This window comes from Gemmatimonadota bacterium, from assembly GCA_022560615.1.
Taxonomy (GTDB): domain Bacteria; phylum Gemmatimonadota; class Gemmatimonadetes; order Longimicrobiales; family Gaopeijiaceae; genus UBA1138.
The window spans coordinates 39,418-59,015 of sequence record JADFSR010000028.1 but is presented as its reverse complement, the minus strand read 5'-3'; the positions used below and the strand labels follow the sequence as shown (position 1 = coordinate 59,015).

The 19,598-nt window shown below is 64.9% G+C and carries 14 protein-coding genes; 7 read left to right on the top strand and 7 right to left on the bottom strand.

Annotated features, from left to right (window positions below; all coding sequences use genetic code 11):
- Window positions 1-266 precede the first annotated feature (266 nt).
- Window positions 267-1,226: a hypothetical protein gene (locus IIB36_14760; GenBank protein ID MCH7532999.1), complete on the top strand. Its 960-nt coding sequence runs from the start codon at window positions 267-269 to the stop codon at window positions 1,224-1,226.
- A 48-nt stretch (window positions 1,227-1,274) separates the two neighbouring features.
- On the opposite strand, the gene IIB36_14755 is transcribed toward IIB36_14760, so the two are convergent.
- From IIB36_14755 to IIB36_14740, 4 genes are read right to left on the bottom strand one after another with little or no spacing between them, the layout of a single operon-like run.
- Window positions 1,275-2,789, bottom strand: a complete 1,515-nt coding sequence (locus IIB36_14755; protein ID MCH7532998.1) for an FAD-dependent oxidoreductase — start codon at window positions 2,787-2,789, stop codon at window positions 1,275-1,277.
- The gene (locus IIB36_14750) at window positions 2,761-3,717 is read right to left on the bottom strand and encodes a radical SAM protein (GenBank protein ID MCH7532997.1); all 957 of its coding nucleotides are present in this window, start codon (window positions 3,715-3,717) and stop codon (window positions 2,761-2,763) included. The genes IIB36_14755 and IIB36_14750 overlap by 29 nt, the downstream gene beginning before the upstream one ends.
- Window positions 3,717-5,051 (bottom strand): asparagine synthetase B family protein, encoded by a 1,335-nt coding sequence (locus tag IIB36_14745; protein MCH7532996.1) that lies wholly within the window; start codon window positions 5,049-5,051, stop codon window positions 3,717-3,719. The genes IIB36_14750 and IIB36_14745 overlap by 1 nt, the downstream gene beginning before the upstream one ends.
- Window positions 5,052-5,053: 2 nt before the next feature.
- Window positions 5,054-7,000, bottom strand: coding sequence for a hypothetical protein (locus IIB36_14740; protein MCH7532995.1), 1,947 nt, complete (start codon window positions 6,998-7,000; stop codon window positions 5,054-5,056).
- Between the two features lie 103 nt (window positions 7,001-7,103).
- On the opposite strand from IIB36_14740, the gene IIB36_14735 reads away from it, so the two are divergent.
- The gene (locus tag IIB36_14735; GenBank protein MCH7532994.1) at window positions 7,104-7,592 is read left to right on the top strand and encodes a peptidylprolyl isomerase; all 489 of its coding nucleotides are present in this window, start codon (window positions 7,104-7,106) and stop codon (window positions 7,590-7,592) included.
- A 562-nt stretch (window positions 7,593-8,154) separates the two neighbouring features.
- Here IIB36_14735 and IIB36_14730 read toward each other — a convergent pair.
- The 3 genes from IIB36_14730 to IIB36_14720 form a co-directional block, all read right to left on the bottom strand.
- Window positions 8,155-10,464, bottom strand: coding sequence for a DPP IV N-terminal domain-containing protein (locus tag IIB36_14730; GenBank protein ID MCH7532993.1), 2,310 nt, complete (start codon window positions 10,462-10,464; stop codon window positions 8,155-8,157).
- A gap of 145 nt (window positions 10,465-10,609) precedes the next feature.
- Window positions 10,610-11,038 (bottom strand): hypothetical protein, encoded by a 429-nt coding sequence (locus tag IIB36_14725; protein MCH7532992.1) that lies wholly within the window; start codon window positions 11,036-11,038, stop codon window positions 10,610-10,612.
- Between the two features lie 239 nt (window positions 11,039-11,277).
- The gene (locus IIB36_14720) at window positions 11,278-11,664 is read right to left on the bottom strand and encodes a hypothetical protein (GenBank protein MCH7532991.1); all 387 of its coding nucleotides are present in this window, start codon (window positions 11,662-11,664) and stop codon (window positions 11,278-11,280) included.
- Between the two features lie 187 nt (window positions 11,665-11,851).
- Here IIB36_14720 and IIB36_14715 point away from each other — a divergent pair, with 187 nt between their 5' ends.
- From IIB36_14715 to IIB36_14695, 5 genes are read left to right on the top strand one after another with little or no spacing between them, the layout of a single operon-like run.
- A complete protein-coding gene (locus tag IIB36_14715; protein MCH7532990.1) occupies window positions 11,852-12,730 on the top strand; it encodes a DUF4159 domain-containing protein in 879 nt (292 codons plus the stop codon).
- A gap of 15 nt (window positions 12,731-12,745) precedes the next feature.
- Window positions 12,746-15,025: a hypothetical protein gene (locus IIB36_14710; protein ID MCH7532989.1), complete on the top strand. Its 2,280-nt coding sequence runs from the start codon at window positions 12,746-12,748 to the stop codon at window positions 15,023-15,025.
- Entirely contained in the window at window positions 15,022-16,050 is a 1,029-nt protein-coding gene (locus tag IIB36_14705; protein ID MCH7532988.1) for a caspase family protein, read from the top strand. Before IIB36_14710 ends, IIB36_14705 begins: the two co-directional genes overlap by 4 nt.
- A complete protein-coding gene (locus IIB36_14700) occupies window positions 16,047-18,668 on the top strand; it encodes a tetratricopeptide repeat protein (GenBank protein ID MCH7532987.1) in 2,622 nt (873 codons plus the stop codon). Before IIB36_14705 ends, IIB36_14700 begins: the two co-directional genes overlap by 4 nt.
- The gene (locus IIB36_14695; protein ID MCH7532986.1) at window positions 18,665-19,474 is read left to right on the top strand and encodes a DUF4159 domain-containing protein; all 810 of its coding nucleotides are present in this window, start codon (window positions 18,665-18,667) and stop codon (window positions 19,472-19,474) included. The genes IIB36_14700 and IIB36_14695 overlap by 4 nt, the downstream gene beginning before the upstream one ends.
- Window positions 19,475-19,598 lie beyond the last annotated feature (124 nt).

The following is a 19,598-nucleotide window of genomic DNA, read 5'->3' as shown; positions in this document are numbered from 1 at the left end:
CATGGCGCTTGCGCGGTTCAGGCAAGGAACGACGAGGAGTCGTAGCCGAGCGGGCACCGCCGCCGAAGGCGGTGGTCCGACGAGGAGAGACGATGGATCAACCGCGCAACCGCCATGTGCCCAACACCATGGCTGAAAGGACACACGAGTCTGTGGGTTGCGGTGGCACGGCCCCATCTCCGTCGTTGGAGCTCCTCGGACCACCGCCTTCGGCGGCGGTGCCCGCGACGGCTATGCCTTCGAAGCTCCGCCTAGGATATAGGGCCGTGGCACCCGGGGACCCGTGCGTAAGCACGGGTGGCGGCCCGCCCCCCTTTCCGATCACCCTTCTAGCCTACTGCGTCCTGTTCACGGCAAACGGCGCCGCGCAGACCGCTGGCGCCCTCCCTCGCGTGTTGGAGCTTCCCGCTTCCACGCGCGCAATGGCGCTCGGCAACGCATACATGATGAACGCTCGGCACGCCGATGCCGTGTTCTACCATCCAGCGCTCTTGACCGGTGCGTCGGGCTTCGGGCTCGACCTGCAGCGTTGGGGTGCAAACAGCAGCTCCACTACTGTCTCGGCCGCGCGGCAGTGGTTGGGCGGCGGCATCGGTGTCGGCCTACAGACGCTCCAATACGGGGCGGCCGCCGAAGGCTCTGACACGGCTCCCGGCGGGCAGGATCACTTGTTCACGCTCGGCCCCTCGCCGGTCTCAGAACGCGTCGCGACCGTCGGTTATTCGCGGGAGCTGTTCGGCATCGACTTCGGCGTCGCCACGAAGCTCGTCGAACAGCGCGTTGGGACGACGCGCGACGCCGGCGTGCTCTTCGACTTCGGCGTCGCCACGGACCTCGGCCCCCTAAAAGCCGGGCTCACCTATCGCAACGTAGGAAGCGATCTATCCCTGGACGGACGCGATATGGCTCGGCCCGATGGCGTCACGTTCGGCGTCGGTGCATACGGCGAGCCGGTCGGCATCCTGGACGTCGGCGTCACGGGCGCCCTGACCTATGTGGGTGACCAGGCAATTCCGTCAGGCGGTGTCGAGATCGGTTACTGGCCAATCCGTGGCCGGACCTTCGTGGCGCGTATCGGCGCGCGGCGCGTGCCGGAGGGCGACGCCAGTCGGCTGAGTCTCGGCTTCGCGTTCTGGGGCGACAACATCACCCTGGAGTGGGCGTTCCAGCCCGTGGACGTCGATGGTGCTTCCGGGACGCACCGCTTCGGAGTTCGTTGGCGCTAGTGCCCCGTCCCGGAAGTTCGCCGGCATTCGGGCACCGATGCGTCCACCCTATCTGTAGGGGTACATGTTCCGCCGCCCAGGGTCGCAGAGGCCAGTCGTATTCCACGGCTCGATGTCCGTCGCGACTCGACTCGCGAACGCTTCAACGACGTCGGAGTGCACGGACCCACCCGTCATGCCAACGAGATCGCGGTACGCCCCCAACATCCGCCCGCGGAACGCGACGTCATGCGAGTGGAGGAAGCCGTCACCGTCTTCCGCCGTGCCGTTTCGCCGCCGCTCCTCGCTGTAGATCGCTCCCGCGAAGTAGTACATCGTGAACGCGGCCAGCAGAGGGAGCGAGGCGAGCGCCAGGTAGCACCCGTGGATGAGAGCGTCGAGGAAGTCGATCTCCGCCTGCAATCGGCGGTCGTACTCAGCGAGCTGGACGCCCATCGCGCCTCGGTCCGGCCACGACTCGAAGATCCGAGAGAGTCGCTCCACGCCGTGCATGGTGTGCGCGTTGCCAGGGCTCAAGAATGGGTCGATGAAGTAGGCGGCTCCCGGTAGCAGTGCCCAGTCCGGTCCCGCCGCCGGACGGAGGCGTCGCTGCAAGCGGCCCGTGCGCACCAACGGTCTTACCGGCTCTGCAGCTGACATCTGGGCCGCCACCGACGGATATCGCTCGAGCAGCGCCTGCCACTCCCCGCTGACCGATCCACTCTTTCCCTCGTCGGTGACCACAGCTCCGACGCTCGTCACACCGTGGTCGAAGCGCAGCATCCAGAACCAGCCGTCGGGCGTTACGTGGTGGAGCGCCGCGTCGTCTGCCGGGAACGGATGGTCTGCGAGCGTCCCTCCAGCCGCCGAGCAGATCGTGTGCCAGGGGGCAACGCCTTCGAAGTGCGAGAAAAGCGCGCGCGACCGTGTGGCGAGGCTCTGGCTGGCATCGGTGAGCCCCACTGCCGCGGGGAGGGGAGAGGCACCTCCCGAGGCGTCGATCACGAAGTCGGCGCGGAGGGACAACGACCCGCCGGTGGTCTCGGGGGACAACTCGGCCGTGTCCTCCTGCGAGAGCGTCAGCCGCCAGCCCTTCCCCCGTTCAGCGCCGACCACGTGCACACCCTCGAGAACACGCACTCCGTGTTCTTTGGCGGTCTTGGCGAAGAGCGAGTCGACGTCGGAGCGCAGCCACTGCGTGTCGGCGACGTCTTCGGACGGGTTAGCTGTAACCAGCAGCTCGGTGCGATGGTCGGTGAACCACTCGAAAGGGCGCCCCGGCTCGTGCGCGAAGAAGCTGAATCCACGCTTCGGCCCACAGCGGACTTCGGGATAACTCCGCTTCCATGTCCCGTAACGGCAGAGCGGGATCAACGCATCGAGCGAGTACCGTCTGCTGATGTCTTCGAGCACGAGGTTCGCGAGCGGTGTGGACGACTCGCCGATCGCGAAGCGTGGGTGCCGATCACGTTCGAGCACGATGACGTCACGGCCCTGCGCGGCGAGGCACATGGCCACGAGCGTACCGCCGAATCCTCCACCGATGACCGCGACCTCACACCGCACGGGTCTCGCGACAGTCACATGGCACGCGTTGGGGAGTCGTTTGCGTGAGGTTGAGCTTGCGAAGACGCTCCACGCGCGCGGCCGCGCAACGGTCACACGTCGCGATACGCTCGACGTCCCATAGGTCGGCGAAGACCCGGCCCTGTTCGAGGCCCACGCCGTACGCGGCAACGATCTCGAGAGAGTCGAGCGTCGGTGGCAGGAAATGACCCTCGGCCGCCAATGCGTCGAGCGCGCCGTTGCCGGCCCGCGTCGGGATGACCGAGCAGCACTCGACGCCAACCGAGAACGCAAAGTCGATCGAGCGGCACGCCCACTCCACACCCTCTGCCTCCGACATGAAGGGAGCTCGAAGGAGGATGAACGCACGAACCTGCAGGCCCATGGCGCGCAATCGCCGCGTCGCTGCTTCGAAGTCCGCCAGGGTCATTCGCTTGTTGAGCCGAGGCAAGATTTCGGGATGTACGGTCTCGAGCCCCATCGCGACATCCACCTCGGTTGCGACCGCGTCGCAGAACGCCGAAACACGGTCGTCGACCAGCTTGGGGTGGTTCTCGACGATCACGACGTCCAAATGCCCCAGCCGCCTCGCGATGCGCTCACGATCCTCCGGGGCGATCGCGCGGTCGTCGAAGAAGTTCCCTGCGTTGTACAGCTTCACCTGTCGGATGCCACCCATCTGTCCGAGCGCAACTTCGACCTGGCGGTCCACGGCCCCGGCCGGTACCGACTCGTCCGTGGTGTATTTCCACAGATCACACATCAGACAGGTGAACGGGCATTCACGGTTCGTGATGAAGACCGTGCCCACGGACGCGGTCGAGCCGTCGCGTGCGCGCTCGTCCTCAACCTGTAGCGCCTGAGGGACCCAAGGATCGAACGAGGGCTTGGGCGCCCTCAGGCTCCGGATCCACGCATTGGTATCGACGAGCGTGGCCGGACCCACTACGACACGTAGATCGCGTTGAACGCCTGGCGGTACTCCATCGCGTCGGTCGGGAACGCAGACGAGAACACATCGCTCTCGACGGCGCCACGCTGGAACCGGCACTTCTCGAATACGGGCATCTCCTGACCGGTCAGCGCTCGGATGCCAGCCGATACCAGGCGACCCTTCAAGTCGTACAGCTCGGCGTGATCCCAGTCGGTCCACTCGATGAACGGGATCGACTCAGCGACCCGGATGACCCCAGGCCGTGTGAACGGGCTGAAGCCGACGAAGCCGTTCAGCGCGGCGGGCGCGTAGGTGCGGGCGTAGCTGCGGCTCAGGCCGCCGCTGTAGGTGAGCGAGTGCTTGATGCTGTGCACACCCCACCCCTCCTGGTACAGCATGGAGTTGTTGAGCACGCTGTGGATCGTGAGCTCCGGATTATCCTCGATGGGATAGTCCTTGAGGTTCTCGTCCCCGCCGTCACCATCGAGCAGATACTTCCACTCGGGATACCGTTCCCGGATGCCTCGCACGAGCGCGAGCCCCATCGTCGCGGCTTCGATGTCGAGGGGCTTGTAGTCCTCCACCGCGCGCACGGTCGCGCGCCAGTCGAGATCGGCGCTGCTCACCTCGATCGTCTCGTGGTACAGATCGAGATCCAGTCGCTTCAGAAACGTGCGAGCGCGTTCGACGTCGGCTCCGCCACCGTTCACGGCCAATGTGAACGCCTTGAGACGCGTCGGCACGTCGCCGCGCTCGAGCAGCGCGTGCAGAGTGAGCAGGAAGACGGCTCCGGAGTCGATGCCGCCCGAGAAGCACACACCGAGCGGACCTTCGGGCGCACGGTGGTCGATCCACTTCTCGATTTCGTCGTACGCGGCGCGTACGTACGCCTCGCCCAGGGTCTCGAGGTCGTCGGTCGACGTGCCGCACGGCGGATCGAAGAAGCGCTCGAAGGTCGGGGTCGGATCGGGACACCCGACGAGCCGAAGCTGCGTCACGTAATGCGCTGGCACCATTCGCGTGTAGTACGGATGGAACTGGTTCTCCATGCCGTTGTCAGCGAGCCAGGCGTGGATCGCGTCGATGCGGTCGGCAACGACGAGGCACGGACCGTCGACCAGCTTCGCGATGAAGTGCCTGAGAGGGCGGTCCATCGAGCGGGCGAGGCGAACGGTACTGCCGTCGACGCTCACGAGCGCGAACGATCCGTCGATCGTCTCTACGGCCTGCGCGGGGCCGGAGCGCAGGAGCTCACGGGCCTCGTCGACCGTCATGTTGAAGATGGCGTTCTTGTCGTGGTCGGTCAGGTCGACGACGCGGTTGAGCGGGACTAGGCGTGTGGTCATGGTCAGCGCTCTACTCGTGCACTCAGAAAGCCTGGCTCCAACTCACTGATGCCGATCTGGTCCACGACCACCTCGCCGGCATGCACACGGTCGAACACGAACCGAATCTCGGTGAGCTGCCGGAGATCGAGCGACTCGTTCTCCTCGACGAAGTCCGCAAGCGGAATGGAGTACGTCTGGAGGATCAACTCCCAGTGATCCCTGAAGCGTGAGGCCTCCTGGTCGCCTCGCCGCAGTATGTACGTCTCCAGCGGGCGACGTATCGCACCATAGTCGCCTAGTCTGACGCTCGCGACTCTTCCCGCAGCGTCTGCGAGCTCGATGCTGAGGTCGACGGGCGGCTTGTCGCCGTCATCATCGCTGCCGCGACCTCCTCGATCGTCGGGCTCATCGCGGTCCTCCTCGTCCGCCGTGGATGCCGTGTCCGGCGAGGGATCTCGACGCGGTCCCGGCATCGAGTTCGTGGGACCGAGCATGAACTCGAGCGAATGCTGCCGCCCGAGCGCCCATCGCGCCGCGAGGCGCCCATTCAACTCGACCGTGTACGACGCGGCCGGGCCATGGCGCGTGGTGTCGGAACCGGTGATACGGTTGTTCCAACCGAGCGTCACCGCCTGGTTCTCCTGTGAGCTCGATGTGTTCTCCCGGTTCGAGGAGCGGAGCAGCAGCGTCGACTCCTTCCACGTCGCTAGTGAGTCTCCCCGCAGCGTCACGCCATCCTCGGTGCCTCGGGTCACGTCGATGTCCTCTTCGAACGTCGCGAGTGGCCGGAAGGCGTTCGTCTCGAAGCGCGTGATGTACATCGTATTGGGCAACCACTGCCCGATGACCCGGTGGTCTCGGAAGATGGGCAGATACTCCTTGTTGCCCTTCAGCACCACCTCCAGGAACGCCGAGATGTAGATCTCGGCGAAGCGGCGCTGATCCTCTTCCGGGATCAGGCCACGCAGGTCGAGCGTGCGCGCGCTACGCGGACCGCTGTCGCCCGATCCCCAGACGCTGTTCCACTGTCCGTGGTTCGCGCGGTACACGTAGACCGCCGACTTGAAGTGGAAGTCGTCCGATTCGTTGAACTTCAGCCGGTCGTAGATGCGCAACCCGTGGAAGCTCGTCACGTCCCCATCGTGCGAGCCGTGAAACGTGAGATAGCTCATGTCCTCGACGACGACCTTGCGACCGGTGGGCAAGTACTGGCCGTCGACGGGCGCGATCGAGACGATGCCCTTGATGTCGAAGTCGAAGTCGAACCTCAGCGATGCATCGTCGGGATAGTGCGTGAGCTTGTTGAAAGCGGCGGCATTCGCCACGGCTTCGCCGCCCCGAGAATGGCCCATGAGCGCGATGTTGCTCATGTCGACCTTTCCCTCGAACGCATTGCCCTCCTCCTCGTTGAAGCCCTTGAACAGCTCCAGGTGCTTCAGAAGGAACCAGCCGCGCGCGTCGTTCTCTCCCCGGATGCCACCGTTGATGAAGTTCTCGTCCACGCTCGCGAGGATGTACCCACGGCTGGCGAGTAACTCCCCGAGGTAGTCGTAACCCGGGTCCGAGAAATCACGCATGTTGTGGTTGCCGTGCACCACGAGGACGAGCGGAAAAGGACCGTCACCCTCCGGATACCAGACGCGTGCGTTGAGCGGCATCTCCTTGGGCGTGAAGCCCCAGTAAGAGTTCCGACTGCTCGCGGAACCCCCGAGGCTGACGAGCTTGGAGGCGTCGACAGGCTCTGTCGTGATCGCGACCGAGTCACGGTACTCGGGCCGGTTCTTGTCAGTGCCGCTGCCGTAGTAGAGCGTGCGCACCTCACGCGGACCGGGCTGACCTGGATCCGCTGCGTCGAGCACTTGATGGGAGAGGACCACCGAGGCGTCACTGGGGGTCAGCCTGAGGGCTGGCGTGCAGGCGCTCGCGAACATCGCGGCGACCGCCCAACAGCGGACCAGTCTTGTCATTGCGGGTCGCTACCGGGAGTAAGCGTGGAAGCAAGAACCTGGGACTTCCCGCTCGACGGCGCCACGGCTAGCGTAGCGCTCCAAGCCCCGCTCCGGAGACATGATGGCCAACCCCATGGTCACGTTTGAGACGAACCACGGAACGTTCACAGCGGAGATGTTCGAGGATGTCGCGCCCAAGACGGCCGGCAACTTCCTCAAGCTCGCGCGAAAAGGCTACTACGACGGCATCATCTTCCACCGCGTGATCAGCGGATTCATGATCCAGGGCGGCGACCCGACGGGGACCGGCACCGGTGGTCCGGGCTACAATATTCCCGATGAGTTCGCTCCAGGGCTCGCCCACACCCACACGGGAATCCTCTCGATGGCGAACTCTGGCGCCGACACCGGCGGCTCCCAGTTCTTCATCACTCTGGCCGCGACCCCGTGGCTAGACGGCAAGCACGCGATCTTCGGAAAAGTGACGACCGGACTCGACATCGTGGAAGCGATCGGCGTCGTTGACACGAACCCCGGTGATCGGCCGCGCGAAGACGTCGTGATGGAGAAGGTGACGGTCAACAATGGTGCGCCTGCCGAGGAAGCCTAGAAGGGTGATCGGAAAGGGGGGCGGGCCGCCACCCGTGCTGTCGCACGGGTCCCCGGGTGCCACGGCCCCAGAGGGCACCCGCGCATTGCGCGGGTCGCGGAGGGGCGAAGGCGTAGCCGTAGCTCCTCCGAGACGCTCCAACGACGGAGATGGGGCCGTGCACCCCAACCCACAGAGGCGTAAGATCATATCAACCATGATGTTGGGCACATGGCGGTTGCGCGGTTGATCCTGCGTCTCTCCTCGTCGGACCACCGCCTTCGGCGGCGGTGCCCGCTCGGCTACGACTCCTCGTCGTTCCTTGCCTGAACGCGCGCAAGCACCATGTGCGCGGCCCACCCCCCTTTCCGATCACCCTTCTAGCAGCCCGTGGCAGAAGTACAGTGGGCCGCCACCCGCAAGCGGGTACCCGGGGGTCTCGCGAGTTCAAGAGTAGGAAGGACGACGAGGTTCTGCGTGCGCAACTTGCCTTGATGCGTCAGCGCGTAGATGTCGATCTGGTCGTCGGTCGGCTTGGCTCTGAGACTCGCCGGGCCAGTGGTGATATGCACGCTCGGGACCCTCAGCCGATCGGGGGTTGAAGCTGGCCGATCTCGTACCCCTTGGGGGGTTCGGCGCCGAGCAGATGTCTCACGAAATAGTCCCAGCGGCGTCGCATCATGTACGGCTCGTTTCCGAAGCCGTGGCCGCGGTTTGGCATCAGGATCAGATCAAAGTCCTTGTTCGCGTCGATGAGCGCGTTCACGACGAGCATGGTGTTCGAGGGTGGCACGTTCGAGTCCATCGTGCCGTGGGCGATGAGCAGCTTGCCTTCGAGGTTTTCCGCGAGCAGCTGGTTGGCCTGATTGTCGTAGGTGGTCGTTCCGTCCGGGTTGACCTCCAGCAACCCCTGCCACTTCTCGCCCCAGTCGTCCTCGTAGTTACGGTTGTCGTGGTTGCCCGCCTGCGATACCGCCACGCGGTAGAAGTCCGGGTAGCGCATGATAGCGCCCGCCGCGGCAAACCCGCCGCCCGAGTGTCCGAAAATCCCGACGTTGTCGACATCGATCCACGAATAACGCTCGGCCAGCTGCCGAATGCCGGCGATCTGATCGGGCAGTCCGTTGTCGCCCATGTTGCCGTAGTACGCCTCGTGGAACTCTTTCGAGCGCCCCGGCGTCCCCATCGCGTCGAGCTCGATGACTACGAAGCCAAGCTCGGCGATCGACTGGAGGTCTCGGTGCGACGCCCGAAAGCTGCGGCTTCCCACGCTCCCGCTCTGTGGCCCCGGGTACAGGTAGTTCACCACCGGGTACTTGGCATTCTCGTCGAAGTCCATCGGACGGAAGAGAAGGCCGTACAGGTCGGTCGCGCCGTCTCTGGCCTTCACGCTGAACGGCATGGGTGGTTGCCAACCGGAGTCGACCAAGTCAGAAATATCCGCCTCCTCGAGCGTCATGAGTGGGCGGCCACGGCGGTCGCGCAGCACCGTCACAGACGGCACCACGGGCGTCGAATAGGTATCGACGAGGTACTCGCCGTCCGGTGAGAAGGAGGCGGTGTGATTCGCGCTGTCGGGAGTCAACAGCGTGACGTCCCCATCGTCTAGGTCGATCTCGTAGAAGTATTGGAAGTAGGGATCGCCCGCTTCGCGCTCGTTGCCTAGGACCGTGACCGTGCGCGACGACTCGTCGACCTCGATGATGTCAAGAACATTCCAGTCACCCGTGGTGACTTGGCTCTCGAGGACACCGGTCCGCGAGTCGTAGAGGTACAGGTGCCCCCAGTCCTCGCGCTGGCTGAACCAGAGGATCTCGTTCGACTCCGAGAGATACCGCCAGCCGTTCGACTCGAAGAAGGTCTGCTCGACCTCCTCGAAGAGGTCCGTCACTTGACCGGTGGAGACGTCGGCGAGGCGTACCTTGGCGCTCTTGTGATCCCGCGAGGTCGATACGAAGGCGAGCGTCTCGCTGTTGGCAGCCCACTCGACGTCGCCGAAGCTCCGACCACACCTGATGTGATCGCTGCACGTCGAACGGTGTTGATCCGGAGGCATGTCGAAGCGAACGACACGGTCGCCCGTCGGGCGGTCCAGGTCGATCACGATCCTCGAGATGCGAAAGATCACCGAGTCCTCCGGCAACGGATATTTCCACGCCTGGAGTTCGGGGTGACCGACCTGGGTGTTCACCAAGTACATCATTCCGACGCCACGCGCGTCGTGCTGGAACGTTGCGATCTTCCGCGAGTCGGGGGACCACTTCACGACCGCCTCGTCGCTCTTGGTCCATCCCGCGTTATCGGTCGCATAGCCGAAGTCTTCCCGGCCATCCGTGGTGAGGCGCGTCTCCTCGTCCGTCTCGACGTTGCGCACCCACAGGTCGTAGTCGCGAATGAACACTACGAGGCTGCCGTCGGGCGAAACGACCAGGAGGCGCGAGGCGCTCGGCTCCTCAAACGACTCAGCCTGCTCACACCGGTAAGACGACATGGCGCAGGCGTAGCGGCCGAGCTCCGCCAACTCCACGATCAACGTCTCTCCCTCGAACGTCATGCTCTGGATGGGGAGTGCCTGCGCGGTGAAAGTGCCGCCGCCGGCCGCCGCCAACGCGGCGGCCAATCGTCCGTGATCGAACGCCTGCTCGCGCGTTCGAGCGCGGGGGTCGACGAGTATGAATTCGATGCCTTCGCGAATGCGGTTCTCGTACCAGAAGCGGCCGTCCACGAGCCAGTGCGGCGTCACCGAAGCACCGTAAACGAGCGCTTCGGTGTGCTCGCTCAGAAGTCGTTCGGAGCGAGCATAGTCATCCGCGGTGAGCTGGCGGATCGTGTCTTGAGCCGCACCCGGAGCAGCGAATGCGACAAGAGCGAAAAGGGCGGCGGGAAGCCGCATGGTCTTCCTCCACGATACGAGACAGCGATCAGACGGGAGTGGCGCGCATCAAGATCGTACAAGATCGGAAGGGGACCTGCCGACGGGCAAATCGAGGCCGGCAGGGGTGACGCGGCCGAAGCCGCGTCACCCTGGCGTCAGGACGTCAGCTGCCCCGCTTGCCGGTGAACGGCCGAGGGCCGCCGCCGCCGCCGCGGCGACCGCCGCCGGCGATCTCACCCTCCATAGAGTCACCGTCGAAGGTACCCGAGTACTCCTGCGTGAAGGAGTTGTCTCCGAAGCTCAGCGTCATCGTGAAACTGAAGCTGTTCCCCTCGACCGTCCCGTCCTCGATCTCGAACTCCCTGGGACCACCACCGCCGCCGCCACCGCCGCCGCGTCGACCACCGAGGGTGAGGGTGAGGGTACCCGTGAGCGTGGTGCCGTCCTGCACGAGCGCGAGCGTCGAGGTCCGAGGCCCACGCTGTGTCTCCTGCGAGAGCTCCCACGTTCCCGTAAGGTTCTGGGCTGCAACCGGTGCCGCGGAGAGGGCCGCTACCGCGACGAGCGCGGCCCCGACTGTACGATAATTCATGGAGGACTCCTGTCCTGTGCGAAGAGCTGCCTTCCTGTAGGAAAGACACGAGAAAGGGATTGTTTGTTAGGGAGCGTCTGCGCAAGGGAAGCTCCTCGCGGGTCCCGTAACCCTGGGCACAGATCGACGGCCGCCGCAGCCATCTCGACTTCGGCCTCGCTCTGGACGCAACAGATCTTGATCAGCATGAGAGAGCAGGCTACCGCGGCGTGAGCGAGCAGCCTCGCCTCCGAATCGTGCTAGAGCGGCTGGCGCGGAGGCTTCACCTGAGCGCGCGCGCTGCCTCCACGCCGCACCAATCGCTCGATCTCGCTGACCAGGTTGTCGTCATCCGCATCGCCCGTGCCACCGAACAGGCCGTCCTCGGTCTCCATTTCGTCCATCCGCTGGACGACACCGTGCAGATTGAGCCACTTGTCGGCTCGCTCGCTCATGCGCACTACCGAGTAGAACAGCCGGGGACGCTTACCTCGCCCGGCGAATACGTCGAGGATGATCGCCGGAATGGACAGCCAGAGCGCTACGAAGTCGATGCCGCCGTCAAGCACCAGCTTGAGCTGGAAGATCGCGAAGTCGCGGAGTGTCACACCGCGCGTGGCGACGGTCAAAGGCTTTTTTCGAGACATGTTTACAAGGGATCATGTTTGCGTGTGTTGTGACAGGCCCTTACGTCACGGTGGGGAAGGAGGTTCAGACCCAAGAGTTCAGCGGCACCGTTGCGGCAGGTGTCGACTAGGAGCGGTCAGGAACCTTCCCCTGAGGGGGTCGTAGGAAAGAAACCCGCCGCGCCTGACAATCCGGAACAATTTGCCGATGAGGTTCTCCTCCCAAGCCAGCTCAGTCCTGGCCGTTGTCGCCGTCTCCGCGTTCTTCGGGGCATGCGAGCCGCGCGCTGAAGCAGTAGAGGAGCCTGCGCAGGTCGTCTCACCGGGTTCGGAGCTCATGGCCCAGCAGGCGCCGCAGGTCCAGCGCCCGACGTTCACGGGTGCGCGCGGGCCCCGTATGGACCCTTCGGAGGTCTCCGGTCGCTGGCCGTTCTACTGGACGCGGGCCATCTACTCGGGTTACCGCCGCGGCTGGGGTGGCTACGGCAGTTGGGCGATCGACTTTCCGAAGGGTGACCGACAGTTCCTCTTTGTGCTCAAGCGCCTCGTGCGCCTCGACGCGTACGACTGGGAGAACGCGATCAGCCTCGCCGACCCAAAGCTCCGGCGGTTCCCGGTCATCTATATGGTCGAGCCCGGCTACATGGACATGACCGAGGCTGAGGTGGATGGGCTGCGGGGCTATCTCGACGCGGGCGGCTTCCTGATCGTGGACGACTTCTGGGGCACGCGTGAATGGGACCAGTTCGAGTACAACATCCGGCGCGTGTACCCGGACAAGGCGATCGTCGATATCACGCTCGACCACAACATCTACTCCGCGTACTACGACATCGAGCAAGTCATGCAGGTGCCCGCCCTCAACAACGCGATCTACGGCTACACCGCCGAGTGCCGATATTGGCCCTGCGACCCCCAGGTCAAAGGCATGTACGACGATGAAGGCCGGCTCATGGTCATCATCAACTTCAACACCGATCTGGGCGACGCCTGGGAATGGGCCGAGGATCCCCGATACCCCCTCAAGTATTCGACGTACGCCTACGAAATGGGTGCGAACATGATCGTCTACGCGATGAGCCACTAGGAACTCCGGGCGACCATGGAACGCATCTTCGAGCTTCTGTTCAAGTACCGACCGCTCGTCTTCGAGCAGGGCGACTTCACGTTCGCGGCCCCCGGCACGGTGCGGCTGTGGCTGGTCGCCGCCGGAGTGGTCGGAGCCGCCGCCGTCGCGAGCTACACGATCGCCCGAGGCAAGAGCACGGTGGTCGATCGCGGGATCATGGCCGGGTTGCGCGTCGCTCTGCTCGCGCTGCTCGTCTTCTGTCTCTTGCAGCCGGCGCTCATTCTCTCGACTGTGGTCCCGCAGCAGAACTTCGTCGGCGTGCTCATCGACGACTCCCAGAGCATGCTGCTGCCAGACGAGGACGGCACCCCCCGCACGTCTTTTCTGCAGGAGGCGTTCACGCCGGACGAGAGCGAGTTGCTCGCCGCCTTGTCCGATCGCTTCGTGCTCCGCTTCTTCCGCTTCTCCGACGTCGCCAGTCGCATCGACGGGCCGAGCGACCTGACCTTCGAGGGCACACACACGAACCTCGCAGCCGCCCTCGACGCCGCGCGTGAGGAGCTGTCGGGTGTACCGCTGTCGGGCCTCATCCTGATCACCGACGGCGCGCACAACGCCGACCGGCCCCTGACCGAGGCCTTGGTCCCGCTCCAAGCCGCGGGCATTCCGGTCTTCACAGTGGGACTCGGCGAAGAAGTGATCCGCCCCGACATCGAGATCGGACGGGTGGAGATGCCGCGAGCCGTGCTCGAGGGCTCTGCCCTCGTCGTGGACGTAGTGGTGACGCAGACCGGGTTCGGACGGAGGACCGTGCCGATCATCGTTGAAGACGACCTGAAGATCCTGGCTGAGGAAACCGTCGAGCTCGGTCCGGACGGAGAGCCGGTCGTCGCACGCATCAGCCTAAAGCTGGAAGGCGAAGGCCCGCGGCGCATTCACTTCCGCATCCCGCCGCAACCCGGGGAACGCGTCGAGCGAAACAACACCCGCACGGTGCAGATCGAAGTTCGCGGGGAACGGGAGAAGATCCTCTATCTGGAGGGCGAGCCCCGCTTCGAGCTGAAGTTCATGCGCCGAGCCGTAACGGACGACGAGAATATCCAGCTCGTGATCTTGCAGCGCACCGCTGAAGGCAAGTTCCTGCGCCTCGAGATCAGCGACAGCACCGAGCTTCAGTTCGGCTTTCCCGCCAGCCGCGAGGAGTTATACCACTATCGCTCCCTGATCATCGGAAGCGTCGAGGCATCGTTCTTCGCGCACGATCAGCTTCAGATGATCGCGGACTTCGTCTCCGAGCGCGGGGGCGGCCTGCTCATGCTCGGTGGCCGCAGCGCCTTCGCTGAAGGCGGCTGGGCGGGTACGGTGGTCGAGGAGGTAATGCCCGTGGTGCTGGGCGAGCCCGCTGGCGGCGAAGACGGTTTTTTCGCGGAGATCGCCGTAAGGCCTACGCTAGCGGGGTTGGCACACGCCGCGGTTCAGCTCGGCCTGGAAGGCGAAGCCGTGAGCGCGCGCTGGGACTCGCTCCCTCCGGTCACGATCGTCAACCCGATCTCGGAAGTCAGGCCCGGCGCGACCGAGTTGCTGACCGGAACGAGCCCGGACCTGCCTGACGACCAGGTGGTACTGGCCTTCCAGCGATACGGGCGGGGCAAGTCCATAGCGATGACTGTCCAGGACTCGTGGCTGTGGCAGATGATTCCGGCGCTCGAAGATCAGAGCCACGAGATCTTCTGGAAGCAGCTACTGCGGTGGCTCATCGACGGTGTGCCAGAGGCCGTCGAGGTGGTCATGGACCAAGATCAGGTGGAGCCTGGGGAGAGCGTGCGGCTCATCGCGACGGTCGGCGACTCCACCTACATCGAGGTGAACGACGCGTCTGTGACCGCGCGCATCACGAGTCCGAGTGGGCTCGTCGAGGAGGTTCCGGTAGAGTGGACCGTCGAACGCGACGGCGAATACGTGCTCGAGTTTCGCCCGAGCGAGCTCGGTGAGTACGAGGTCGAAATCACCGCCGAGCGAGACGGCAGGACGCTCGGCTCCGACCGGACCTACCTGTACACGGCCCCCAGCGACGAGGAATACTTCGGCGCGAACCGCCACACACAGACGCTGCGGCGTATCGCCGATGAGACGGGTGGTCGGTTCTACACTCCAGAGGACGTCGGGACGCTTCCGGACGACATCACCATCACCGGTGCGGGCGTGACCCTCGTCGAACAGATGGCCCTGTGGGACATGCCGTTCCTCTTCTTCCTGATGCTCACACTCATGGGCGCGGAGTGGGGCTTCCGCCGTTTGAGGGGCTTGGTTTGATCCAGGGTCGCGTGCCCAATGCGAGCTCGGGCGTTCTTTTCGCCGCGCTTCTGGCGAGTGTGGCGTTTCCGCTTGGTCTGCAGGCGCAGGGGAGAACGCACGCGATCATCGTCGTCGGACTGGGTGGCAGCGTCGAATACCGGGAGCGCTTTCACAGCCAGGCCGTCGCGCTGAAGGCCGCGCTCACGGAACGGCACGGCATCCCGGCGGAGAACGTCGTCTATCTGGGCGAGCGACCGGAGGACGCGCCCGACGTCATCGCGTACAAGTCGACACGAGCCAACCTTTTCAAGGTCTTGGGCGAGGTTGGTGGACGCTCACAGCCGATGGATCGCCTGCTCTTGGTCCTCATTGGGCACGGGACGTCGGATCGCAACGAAGCTCAGTTCAACCTTCCAGGCCCCGACCTCACGCCTTCGGACCTGCAGACCGGGCTCATCCCCTTCCCGACGCAAACCCTGGCGCTCGTGCACACGGGCAGCGCGAGCGGGGGCTTCCTGACTCCGCTCTCGGGTCCGAACCGGATCATCATCACCGCGACGCGCACGGGGCGAGAGCGCAACGCTACCGAATTCCCCCAGTTCTTCGTCGAGGCGTTTACCCAGGAAGGTGCGGACCTGGACCACGACGAGCGTATCTCTCTGCTCGAGGCGTTTCTGTACGCCCGCCAGGAGGTCGAGCGGCTGTACGAGGAACAGAACGAGATCCTGACGGAGCACGCGATGCTCGACGACAACGGCGATGGCGAAGGCAGTTACGATGCGGGGCTCACGGGACCCGACGGTATGCTCGCGGCGACGTTCCAATTCGGCGGAATCGCCGGCACAGCGGCTCAGGTGCCCGACGATCCGGAACTCGCTCGCCTGTACGCAGAGCGCATCGAGATCCAGGAGCGCATCGGTCAATTGCGTGCGGTGCGCGACGTCATCGAAGAGGACGCGTACCTCGCGGAGATGGAAGACCTGCTCGTCGAATTGGCGCTCAAGGCGCGTGAGATCCGAGCGATCGAAGGAGGCGACGCTTGAGACCGGCCGGGTCGCTTCCGGTCTTCTTGTTGCTGTGGGCGGCGCCCGCCACCGGCCAGACCGTAGCCGACGCGTACGTAGAGTTGCGCAGCGGCGAATATGAGGACGCGGAACGCACGTTCCGGCGCGTCCTGAGAGGAGACGCCACCTCGCTCAGGGCGCGCCTCGGCTTGATCGAGGTACTCACGACGAGGGGTGAATACGACGAAGCACAAAGCGTCGCGCTCGAGGCTCCGGAACCCGTCGAGGTCGCGAATGCGATGGGAGAGGTGCTCGTCCTCAAGGGGAGACTGGACGAGGCCGCAACGGCCTTTCAGCGCGCGATCGACGACCGCGCGGCCGACGCACTGACGGCGGAGGTCAACCTCGCGGAGTTGCTGTTCAACCGAGGCGACATCGACGAGGCGATGCGGAGCTTCGACCGGTTCTTCGACGTTTACAACGACGCGGATGGTCGGCTGCGTGCGGCGGATCTCGTCGCGGTAGGGCGGGCGATGAGCTTCCTCGGGCGGTCCGAGCCGGATCTCTTCCACGACGCGCTTCGGGCCTTCGACGAGGCGTCGAGCGCCGACCCTGGATGGCCGGAACCGCTCGTCCGGGCTGGGTCACTCTTCCTCGGGAAGTACGAGAGCCCCTCGGCACAGGCCGAGTTTCAGAAAGTGCTCGCCATGAACCCGCGTCACCCGGGCGCGCTGCTCGGGCTCGCGGAGGCTCTCGAGTTCGACGGTACGTCGGGGGCGAGCGACGTGCTGAGTCGGCTGCTCGAAGTGAACCCGAACCATGTGGAGGCGCGGGCGATCGTCGCCCGACAGCACCTCACGCGCGAGGGACACGCAGAGGCGCGCGAAGAGGCGGAGAAGGCATTGGAGGTGAACCCCAACGCGCTGCCGGCGCTGACGGTGCTCGCGGGCTCGCACTTGCTGGCCGGAGAGCTCGCCGAATTTCGACGGGTTCGCTCGCGAGCTCTGGCGATCAACCCACGCTACGCCGCACTCGACGTGACCCTCGCGGAGCTGTCCGTCCAGACCCGCCGATATGCACAGGCTGTGACGCGCGCCGAGGCAGCTATCCAGCTCGACTCGGCGTCTTGGGAGGCGTGGGGCCTGCTCGGACTGAACGAGTTGAGAGTGGGCGATATCGAACAGGGGCGCGCCGACCTCGAGCGCGCCTTCAAGGGTGACCCTTACAACCCGTGGTTCAAGAACACCCTCGACCTGCTCGACACCTTCGAGCGCTTCGAGTCGATCTCGACGGAGCACTTCGAGCTCTTCTTGCACGGCACCGAGTCGGACTTGCTCGCGACGTACCTCGCTCCCATTGCCGAAGAGGCGTACGACAGCCTCTCCCGCCGGTACGGAGTCGAACCGCCGCTACCCATTCGCGCTGAGCTCTTCCCGAGCCACGCGGACTTCTCGGTACGCACTCTCGGTGAGACAGGGCTGGGCGCGCTCGGTGTGAGCTTCGGCAGCGTGCTCGTCATGGACTCTCCCAGCGCCCGCGAGCTCGGTGACTACAACTGGGCGTCGGTCTTCTGGCACGAGCTCGCGCACACGTTCCACCTGGCCATGACCGACCACCGTGTCCCGCGTTGGTTCTCCGAAGGCCTCGCGGTGCACGAACAGCGCAAGGCCCGCGCCGGATGGGGTCACCAGCCGAACGTCCCGTTCCTGCGCGCGCTCCGGGACGGCGACCTCAAGAAGGTGAGCGATCTGGACGACGGTTTCATGCGGCCCGACTATCCGCAGCAGGTGATTTTCTCGTACTACCAGGCATCGCTCGTCTTTCAGGTCATCGAGGATCGATATGGCTTCGACGCCATCCGCGACATGCTCGACGGGTACCGCCGCGGGGAGACGACGGTGGATCTCTTCGAGTCTGTTCTGGACAAGCCGCTCGACGAGTTCGACGACGAGTTCGACGACTACATGAAGACACGCTTCAGCGGGCCGCTCCGGGGACTCGTCGAAATCGGTGACCTGCCGGGCCCAGCGGCGAGTACTCGCGATCTACAGGACTTCGTGCGGGGCAATCCGGGTGACTTGGTCGGGCGGCTCCGGCTCGGCGCTGCGCTGACCAATGAGGAGCGGTTCGACGACGCCAAGCCTCATCTCGACGCAGCGCTGCGCATTTTTCCCGAGAACGGCGGAGCTGACAGCCCGTATTGGTATTTGGCCCAGATCCACCGAGCGGAGGGCGACTTGGAGCGTGCAGCCGCCGCGCTCGCGCGTCTGACTGACTTCTCAGAGTCGAATTACCACGCCTTCGTGCTGCAGGCCGACGTACTCGAGGAACTCGGTCGCCCCGAGGAGGCGGCGCGCGCGTTGGACAAGGCGGCGCTCATCTGGCCGTACGACATCGACCTGCACCTGCGCCTCGCCGAGCTGCACAGCCAGGTGAGATTCTTCGAAGGAGCGGTCCGCGAGCGCGAAGCAGTCGTTGCGCTCAAACCCACGGACATGGCGAATGCGCTCTATCTGCTCGCGGTGGCTCACCGGGACGCAGGCGACCTGGTGAGCGCGCGTCGAGCGGTGCTGCAAGCGCTCGACGTAGCCCCCAACTACGAAGAGGCTCTGGAACTGCTGCTCGAGATACGGGCGCGAACGAGAGCGGCTCGATGAGAAGTGCGAAGGCCCTGATCGCCCTGCTCTTCGTCGGCTCCGCCATGGCGTGGCGCGTGGCGGTTGGCGAACCCTCGTCAGCCCCGAGTGGGCTCGCCCCGGCCGCCGCAACGCAGTGGCACGACGACTTCAACACCCCGTACGACAGCAAGTACCACTTCGTGCGCGTCCGATACGACGGGGGCGGTGGTGGCTTCGGAGGATTCCGACGCGGGCGTCGCGGCGGAACGTGGTCGCACGACTATCCCCGTGCCGAGCGTAACTTCCTGCAGATCCTCAAGGAGACGACGTACGTGGGAACGCAGGCGGAGGGCTCCAACGTCCTGACGTTTGACGACCCGGAGTTACTCAAGTACCCGATCGCGTACATCGTGGAGGTCGGCTACTGGCACCCGAGCGACGAAGAGGTACGGGCGCTCGGCGAGTACCTCTTGAAGGGCGGCTTCCTGATCGTCGACGACACGCGCGGCGAGCGTGGCTTCGAGTACCGGAACTTCGCCTCTCACATGGAACGGGCGCTCCCCGGGCTATCACTCGTTCCTCTCGCGCACGACCACGACATCTTCGACTCTTTCTTCCGCGTCGATCCGCTGGCGGTAATCCCGCTCTACGGACCACGCGACGTGCAGTATTACGCGATCTTCGAGGACAACGACCCGGAGAAGCGGATGATGGTCGTGTTCAACTTCAACAACGACATCGCCGAGTACTGGGAGTTCAGCGATGTGGGCTGGTATTCCATCGACCTCACGAACGAAGCGTTCAAGCTAGGAGTCAACTATATCGTGTACGCGCACACGCACTAGGAGCAGCTCAGGCGTTGCGCAGAACCCATCTCTGAACGACTAATGCGGGCCCCCAACGCCCCCTGACCCCGGAGAAACATCTTGGTGGATGACGCGATCGGAACGGTTGTGCTCGACAGCCCAG

Excerpts from the sequence above, each read along its gene's own strand:
- IIB36_14745 (MCH7532996.1), bottom strand. The coding sequence starts at position 5,051 with ATGACCACACGCCTAGTCCCGCTCAACCGCGTCGTCGACCTGACCGAC.
- IIB36_14740 (MCH7532995.1), bottom strand. The coding sequence starts at position 7,000 with ATGACAAGACTGGTCCGCTGTTGGGCGGTCGCCGCGATGTTCGCGAGC.
- IIB36_14735 (MCH7532994.1), top strand. The coding sequence starts at position 7,104 with ATGGCCAACCCCATGGTCACGTTTGAGACGAACCACGGAACGTTCACA.
- IIB36_14730 (MCH7532993.1), bottom strand. The coding sequence starts at position 10,464 with ATGCGGCTTCCCGCCGCCCTTTTCGCTCTTGTCGCATTCGCTGCTCCG.
- IIB36_14725 (MCH7532992.1), bottom strand. The coding sequence starts at position 11,038 with ATGAATTATCGTACAGTCGGGGCCGCGCTCGTCGCGGTAGCGGCCCTC.
- IIB36_14720 (MCH7532991.1), bottom strand. The coding sequence starts at position 11,664 with ATGTCTCGAAAAAAGCCTTTGACCGTCGCCACGCGCGGTGTGACACTC.
- IIB36_14715 (MCH7532990.1), top strand. The coding sequence starts at position 11,852 with ATGAGGTTCTCCTCCCAAGCCAGCTCAGTCCTGGCCGTTGTCGCCGTC.
- IIB36_14710 (MCH7532989.1), top strand. The coding sequence starts at position 12,746 with ATGGAACGCATCTTCGAGCTTCTGTTCAAGTACCGACCGCTCGTCTTC.
- IIB36_14695 (MCH7532986.1), top strand. The coding sequence starts at position 18,665 with ATGAGAAGTGCGAAGGCCCTGATCGCCCTGCTCTTCGTCGGCTCCGCC.